The sequence below is a fragment of the Maribacter aquimaris genome, assembly GCF_014596745.1.
GTDB lineage: Bacteria > Bacteroidota > Bacteroidia > Flavobacteriales > Flavobacteriaceae > Maribacter_A > Maribacter_A aquimaris.
This window is the reverse complement of the sequence record NZ_JABTCF010000006.1, coordinates 246,164-253,058: the sequence shown is the minus strand read 5'-3', so window position 1 is coordinate 253,058 and position 6,895 is coordinate 246,164. Positions and strand designations below refer to the sequence as shown.

At 40.4% G+C, this 6,895-nt stretch carries 8 protein-coding genes; 1 reads left to right on the top strand and 7 read right to left on the bottom strand.

What is annotated here, in order from left to right; all coding sequences use genetic code 11:
• Nucleotides 1–128: 128 nt before the first annotated feature.
• The 5 genes from HPE56_RS11760 to HPE56_RS11740 form a co-directional block, all read right to left on the bottom strand.
• Nucleotides 129–722 (bottom strand): HEPN domain-containing protein, encoded by a 594-nt coding sequence (locus HPE56_RS11760; RefSeq protein WP_188243954.1) that lies wholly within the window; start codon nt 720–722, stop codon nt 129–131.
• Nucleotides 715–1,752, bottom strand: a complete 1,038-nt coding sequence (locus tag HPE56_RS11755; RefSeq protein ID WP_188243953.1) for a DUF262 domain-containing protein — start codon at nt 1,750–1,752, stop codon at nt 715–717. Before HPE56_RS11755 ends, HPE56_RS11760 begins: the two co-directional genes overlap by 8 nt.
• A 400-nt stretch (nt 1,753–2,152) precedes the next feature.
• Nucleotides 2,153–2,449, bottom strand: a complete 297-nt coding sequence (locus HPE56_RS11750; protein WP_188243952.1) for a Bor family protein — start codon at nt 2,447–2,449, stop codon at nt 2,153–2,155.
• Between the two features lie 11 nt (nt 2,450–2,460).
• Complete coding sequence (locus tag HPE56_RS11745) at nt 2,461–2,679, bottom strand: hypothetical protein (RefSeq protein WP_188243951.1); 219 nt, start codon at nt 2,677–2,679, stop codon at nt 2,461–2,463.
• A 26-nt stretch (nt 2,680–2,705) separates the two neighbouring features.
• The gene (locus tag HPE56_RS11740) at nt 2,706–3,017 is read right to left on the bottom strand and encodes a hypothetical protein (RefSeq protein ID WP_188243950.1); all 312 of its coding nucleotides are present in this window, start codon (nt 3,015–3,017) and stop codon (nt 2,706–2,708) included.
• 251 nt (nt 3,018–3,268) lie between these two features.
• On the opposite strand from HPE56_RS11740, the gene HPE56_RS11735 reads away from it, so the two are divergent.
• A complete protein-coding gene (locus HPE56_RS11735; RefSeq protein ID WP_188243949.1) occupies nt 3,269–4,078 on the top strand; it encodes an endonuclease/exonuclease/phosphatase family protein in 810 nt (269 codons plus the stop codon).
• 198 nt (nt 4,079–4,276) lie between these two features.
• On the opposite strand, the gene HPE56_RS11730 is transcribed toward HPE56_RS11735, so the two are convergent.
• Entirely contained in the window at nt 4,277–4,942 is a 666-nt protein-coding gene (locus HPE56_RS11730) for a response regulator transcription factor (protein WP_188243948.1), read from the bottom strand.
• 12 nt (nt 4,943–4,954) lie between these two features.
• Nucleotides 4,955–6,895 carry a tetratricopeptide repeat-containing sensor histidine kinase gene (locus HPE56_RS11725; RefSeq protein WP_188243947.1) on the bottom strand — a complete coding sequence of 647 codons (1,941 nt, stop codon included), beginning with the start codon at nt 6,893–6,895 and terminating at the stop codon, nt 4,955–4,957.

The following is a 6,895-nucleotide window of genomic DNA, read 5'->3' as shown; positions in this document are numbered from 1 at the left end:
ACAACCTTCTTCTTTGCCAAGGGCTAGGCAAACCTCTCGTATTCCCCCTTATCCCAAACCCCGGATCAGTCAACACGTCATATAGCGCTAGCCTATCGGCGCGCCATATGCTTAGTTATTGGCATGAGTTATTTTTTTATTTCTTCAATACAATCGTCTAGTATTTTCATGTATTTGTCAATATCTTTTATGTATTGAAGGACATCAGAAAATGAAATATCCGAAGCATCATCGTTGTGATGTAGGATTTTGTTTCTTTTGACAACTATCATATTTATTTTCTCCTTGACAGTGTTGAAGTCATCATTCGATTCAAGGTCAACCCCTATATTTCTGAAGAGCTTTATTGTTCTGAATGGACTTCCCGAAATGTGATCGTCCAAATCCTTTTTCTTAATACGTACTCTCAGATTCTTAAAACTATAGGACTTATCCTTTATTTCTTTATCGTAGTTTAAGTCCCAAAGAATGAGGTTATGTGGTATCTCAGTCGATTTAATTCTTGCATTTATATTTTCAATGCAAGAAAATGTGATATCCTTTATAAAAGACTCGAGGTAGGCGCAAATAGTTACCAAAAACGATTTTGTGAAAAAATTGATATTCTCTTCAAAATAAGGATCAGGAGATTCTGCAACACTATTTGCATTGGTTTTCTTTACTACCTCTTTTAACTTCCCCAATTGACTTTTATAGTCGGAATATATGTTTGAATCAGTCATCAATTTCAGATAATTTCTTTGCCCATAATTCCCTTCTTTTTAGAATTGATGATTTATTCTGAAGTCCACCGGATAAAGTTCTTTGGAGTTCAACATCAGCACATAATTGTTTGAATCGTGTTCTAATTTGCTCTTTATTTGATTCAATATATTCATCCGTCTTATCTGAAAAACTCCACATTAATAAGTCATAATAAACCATGCTTTGTCTTTTCCTATCCTTGTTGATATCTATGAATGATTCATCGCCAAATACATTAAGTACACGTTCAATTGATGAATTAAACAATCTTCTTAATTCAGTTATTTTTTTGTCAGATGGATTCTGGTTTTGTTCCATGTAATTGTCTAGGAACTTATTTAGTTTATCTTGGTAATCACTTAAGTCTTCTTGCAACGCAAAAAATCTCAAAATCTGTTCTTCTCCTTCGAGACTATTTTTTTCTCTCTCGCTATTTTGGCCAATTCCAAAGTCCTTTATTATATCTTTCTTAGCCAATTCTGAAAGTAAACCATCTAATTTACCTTGGTATATTGCATGTCTTATCTCTTGATTTGAGAGGCTTACAGCTCCTTGATTAAGGCGTGAAAAAATTTCCTGAATAAGGTGTTTTGGATTTTCTTTCCTAAGAATAATGCACCTTATAGTGGTGCTTTCTAATTCATTTTGGTATTCTCCAATCTCGGAGAACTTTTTCCCCTCGAGTTCCTTAAATGTCGACAGACCTTCTAAAGCAAATTCATCCTTGAAGAATTTATTGATAGTTGTAATTCTCTGCACTCCATCAATTACAAGTTGTTTTCCATCATCAGTTTCAGCAAAGTAACATGCTGGTAATGGTATTCTCATTAAACAAGATTCAATGAAGCGAGAAGCACGCTCCCAACCTTCTTTATCCCATTTGTACTTTCTTTGAAAATCGGGGTCTAAGATTAATTTTGGAGGTTCAGCATTTACTCTTCCAACTAAAGTTTCAAAAGGGTAATCGATTGGGTAAAGGTTTAAAACCTTAGAGTCGTTATTTTCCATTTATGTTTGTTTTCTTTAATTCATGCCAAAAATCGTATCATGGTACGTTTATTTCTTTTACGGGTACTGATCTATTGGGTTTTAATACTTTAAAGTTTTTGTCGCGATAGGTTTGTATCTAAAGTAAAAAATTAAAATTCAAAAAGCACTATTTCCTGGATTTAAACAGGTGTTTTTTAGTCATTAAGGTTATTGAAACAAAGATAAGGAGTAACAGTATTTGCCCTACCAAATACCCATACCCGTAATTGGTAAGTCTATCCAGATCAGAGATCAGAATATCCATGATATTTACAAATAATAGTATTGAAATACCGACCGAAATATAAAATATTGTTTTTATCATAATAGTAGTAAAAAGAGGGTTTGCTGTGTTTAAGCAAACCCTCTTTGAGTATGGCTATTTGGTTACCGTAGTAGTAGTTGGGGTATAAATTCCAAAGGTCAACGCGGAAACTAGTCCGTTTACGAAAGACTGTCTGGTATGTACCGTATAATTTTCGGCTCCGTCGGCCATTTGTTTGGAGTCAGAAACACCAACGGGAGCCAAACCATAGATTACATAATGGTTCCATTTCGTGGTTTGGTTATACCCTTGGGCTCCTTGCCCTACAACACTGGTATACGAATAGCAAGAGGTTAATAAAAATGATGAGGCAAATAATACGGCCATCATCTTGATTGATTTTCTAATCATTTTAATTGATTTTAGGTTAAACATTGATTTAGAATATTTTTTAGGGTTTGGGTATTGAACCATTGCATTTTTATGCCACTTTCCTTCATCTGCCCTACGGCCGCGACACCAACGCCTATGGCCGCCAAGGCACCAACAGCGCCAGCGACCACGGCGCCATTGTCTTGGGCATGGTTGTGTTTAGGTAGCAATAGAAATAAAATCGTTAGTAATAGGATTGGTTTTTTCATGGGTAGGGTTATGGGTTTGTATTTGGTTATTCGTTCGGGTAATTACGGCGCCTATCGATGCGACTGCCGATTTCCTTTTTTCGATTTTCGGCCTCTGCTGCCTGCCACTTTTTACCGTTCTCCAATATTTCGGCATAGGTCATGGTTTCCAAAGGAACTTCCTCCAATTGCAACCGCACCAAGGATCCGGCTAGGAGCATGAACGCTGCGGAATCGAGCTCTTCCCTTAGCGCCTCAATGTCCGCCTTGGACGTTTCCTTATTGAATTTCCGTTCCATCGGGGAAGTGCAGGAGAGGAGCAGTATAAAGAGCACAAATAAGAAAAAATGTCTTTTCATGGCGATATTTATGATTCAACAGCCTAAAATTATGACCATAAAATGACAATTCCTTACGGTTTTCCGTAAGGGAATTAAAAAAAAACGTAAATGGATTTCCCAAGAACCCTATCGGATGTGATCGACCGGTGATCATCGACAAACGTATTCCATACCTTGAGCGTATTCGGGAAAACAGGCAGCCGTTACGGTTTTCCGTAATCCAGGACCCCGTACTTTACCTACATTTGCCATGTTCTAAAACCGCTATGATGTTTCGAAAATTATTTTTGTGGGTATTTCTCTTTTTATCATTGGGAGTCTTTTCCCAAAACCGGGAAATACAACTGGTTTCCTGGAACATCCAGGACTTTGGGAAAACCAAGAATGCAGCTGAATTGGAACAAATGGCCGAGATGGTCCGCGATGCCGATATTCTGATAATCCAAGAGGTCGTGTCCGGCTATGGGGGTGCCCAGGCGGTGGCCCGATTGAACGACGTGCTCAACCGAAAGGGAAGCAAGTGGGACTATGTGATCAGCAACCCCACGAACAGTCCCAAATACGTGACCGAACGCTATGCCTATATCTGGAAGACAAAACACATAAAAATCAAGAATAGGGGATATTTGATCAACGCATTGGATACCCTTATTGACCGGGAACCTTTTCTGTTGGACGTATTTGTCGACGGTAAGAAACTGACCTTGGTCAATTTCCATTCCAGGCCTTATAACAAAAACCCAGAGGGCGAAATAAACGCCCTGACCGGGTATGTCATGGCAAACATCACTTCGCCTATGGTCTTAGCAGGCGATTTCAACATGGAGGAGTCCCAATCGTTATTCGATGGTTTTAAGGCCCAGGGATTCAAGGCCGCGATCACCAACCAAAAAACAACGCTTAAAAAAGTATGTGATGGTACCAACTACCTCAACCATGCCATTGACAATATTTTCTACTCGAAGGAAATTCGAAAGACCAAAAGTGGTGTCATCGATTTTGTACGCTTTTGTGATGGGTTGGAGGCTGCCAGAAAACTGTCCGATCATTTACCGGTTTATATACGGTTTGGGTTTTAGGGGTGCAGGTCAATATACATGGATCCAAACACGTTTTCTTAGGAATGAATGAAGTCGGTCAGTTACGAATCGCGACATCATTGAAAAAAGGCCTGGCTTGCCTAATTGATGAATTTCACAATTATCTTTTTAGTAAGAAGGCCGGGAAATACTTTTTCCCATCGCTGAAAAAAGTATCCAAAAAAATCTAGACGGATGTTATAATCGACCCTGTTTGATAAGTTTGGCGATAAGGTGGTGGGTGTTCTTGACTTCGAATTCATCGAACAACCGACTCATTTTTTTATCGATGGTACTTTCGCTATTGGGGGAGATGTTTTTCTTCTTCAGCTTTTTGGAAATCTCTTTTTTGGTCAATCCGTTAGCGAGGTCTTTGAGGATCATTAGGTCGTACTTGTCCATCTCAATAACATTATTGGCAGTGTTGAGGTTGATCTGGGGCGATACAAAGGTGCGGTTCTGTCCTGCTTCCTGTATGGCGGTGATCAACTCGTTGAGGCTATTGCGGCCTTTGCATACATAGCCGTTGATCCTATGCTCGGTGAACAAGGGGTTTATTTCCGCGGGGTTGTCGATCATGGAGTTCACGATGATCTTGATCTCGGGATCAACCCTGCGAACAGCTTTTATAAGTTCCGGTCCCGAGGTAAGCCTGCGGTCTATATGGCTTTCCCTAAACGAGAGGTCGGTGATCAAAAGATCATAAGGCTCCCCATTGGTATGGGCTACCTTAAACCGGTTATAGGCTTTGTCACAATACAACTCTTCTTGGATGTTTTCAATTTGCAATCGGTCTTCCAAGGCATCCTTTATGCCTTTGTTGGTGTCTTGAAAATCTTCGGCAATCAGTATTTTTTTAAACATGGTCTGTACACTTTAATTCGGAATTTTGATATGGGCCTTAAAACCATTTCCCTTCTCAGATTCAAAATTAATGCTTCCATTTATGGCTACAATACGCTTTTCCGTATTCCATAATCCATTTTTATTTTGTATGTCCGCTTTTGAAGCGCCGACCCCATTATCTACATAGGCTACCCCAAGGGCCTTCTTCGATTGTTCGAAATCTATGGAAACCATGGTGGCCGAGCTGTGTTTTTGCATGTTGGTCATTAACTCCTGAAATACCTTGTACAGGGTCTTTTTGGAGGTTCCCGATATTTTGTCCCAGTTGACTTCCTTACTTCCCGTAACATATAATTTGGTGTTTTTGCAATAGGTTCCCAACATGCCGAATAACAGATCCTTAAAATGGGGTCCGGTATCCACATCGTTGATTTTTCTCGAAAAATTCCTGCTTTGGTTGTACAATACCTCTACGATATCGAGAACTTCATTCGAATCCGCCCCATTTTGGAGCAACATCATGGCGTGGTTCAATTTGCCGCCAAAATCATCATGCAATTTTCGGGAAAGCGCCGCTTCGGTTGCATAGGTGGCTTCCAAGACGGCGATTTTATTTTGCTGTTGGATACGCCGGGTGCGTTGCATTAAAAAATACCCTATAAAACCGGAGGCCAATACGAGCAGCCCCAAAGTGGCATATGAAATGATCTTTTGGTTGCGCTGCTTGGCTACTTCCAGGGCACGCTCGGCATTTTCCTTTTCCAACTGCAGAATGGATTCTTGTTTTAAGGTGTCATCGTACTTGTATTTGGCAAATTGGGTTTTTACCTTCAGTTCCTGGGCATAGAGACTGTCTTGGAGAAAAACATAGCGATCCCGGAGGGCCACATTCGTGGGGGCGAGGCGCATTAAATGTTTTAGGGCATCCTTTTCCGCCCTAGGGATATTCAAGGTTTTCGATAGTTGGATGACCGAATCGAAATAGGCCTTTGCCTTTATGGGGTTACGCTTTATATAATATTCCCCCAAATGGGTATAACTGGCGATTTGTCCCCTGCGGTCCCTGTTCTTCTTACGGATGTCCAACGGATGAAGAAAGGCTTCCTCCTTTACCTTTTTATTCGTCAACCATTGGGCATAGGCGAGATTGTCGAGCACGCGGGCATATTCTGGCTTGTTCCGCCGTAGGGTCGAATCTTTGGTGATCTCTTTGAGCAGGGTAAGGGCCTCTTGGTATTTATGGTCATCGATATAGGTAGCGGCCAAGTTGTTTTGGTATAAAGGACGGTCCCTGTCCGATTCGGTGGTGGCAATGGCCTTGAGATGGTATTTGATCGCTTCCTCGTAATTCAATAATTTCCTGTGATCCGTGGCTAGGACATTATAGGAGGAGGAAATGTATTTGGAATCCTTTTTGGCATCCAAATAGTGCAAGGCTTCGGTAATGGTTTCCTTACTGCCAAAAAAATCGTTGTGGTTCTTTTGGATGATCGCCATATTACACAGGGTTTTACCTATCCAACTGCTATCGTTAATGCGTTTTTTATAGTTTTTGGAGTTGTTGTAATGGTGAAATGCCTTTTTGGGTTTGTAGGCGATATGATCATAATAGTAAGCCATTAAATAGTGCTGCCGGGCCAGGATGTCATTGTCCTCGTTTTTCGAAGGCTGACCGATCAAAAGGTCGTTGAAAACCAGAAGGCTATCGTATTCCTTTGCGGTAAAGTGAATAAAGCTTTTTTGATAGAGGACCGGGAAATACAACGTGTCCTTTTGGTCCTCCTTTAAAAAACGAAAAGCCTTGTTCACGGCATTGTGCCGCTGGGTCAAGGGATTGTTCCTATCCTTGGCGATCGTATAATAATAAAGAACGCTATCGTTTGTTGTTCCTGTTCTTGCCGTAGGGTCCCTATGTTTTGTTGAACAGGAAACAAACAGTGTGATGCTAATTAAAATCAGAAACCTTTTCAA

Coding starts and splice junctions, on each gene's coding strand:
- HPE56_RS11750 (WP_188243952.1), bottom strand. CDS start 2,449: ATGATTAGAAAATCAATCAAGATGATGGCCGTATTATTTGCCTCATCA.
- HPE56_RS11760 (WP_188243954.1), bottom strand. CDS start 722: ATGACTGATTCAAACATATATTCCGACTATAAAAGTCAATTGGGGAAG.
- HPE56_RS11745 (WP_188243951.1), bottom strand. CDS start 2,679: ATGAAAAAACCAATCCTATTACTAACGATTTTATTTCTATTGCTACCT.
- HPE56_RS11755 (WP_188243953.1), bottom strand. CDS start 1,752: ATGGAAAATAACGACTCTAAGGTTTTAAACCTTTACCCAATCGATTAC.
- HPE56_RS11730 (WP_188243948.1), bottom strand. CDS start 4,942: ATGTTTAAAAAAATACTGATTGCCGAAGATTTTCAAGACACCAACAAA.
- HPE56_RS11735 (WP_188243949.1), top strand. CDS start 3,269: ATGTTTCGAAAATTATTTTTGTGGGTATTTCTCTTTTTATCATTGGGA.
- HPE56_RS11740 (WP_188243950.1), bottom strand. CDS start 3,017: ATGAAAAGACATTTTTTCTTATTTGTGCTCTTTATACTGCTCCTCTCC.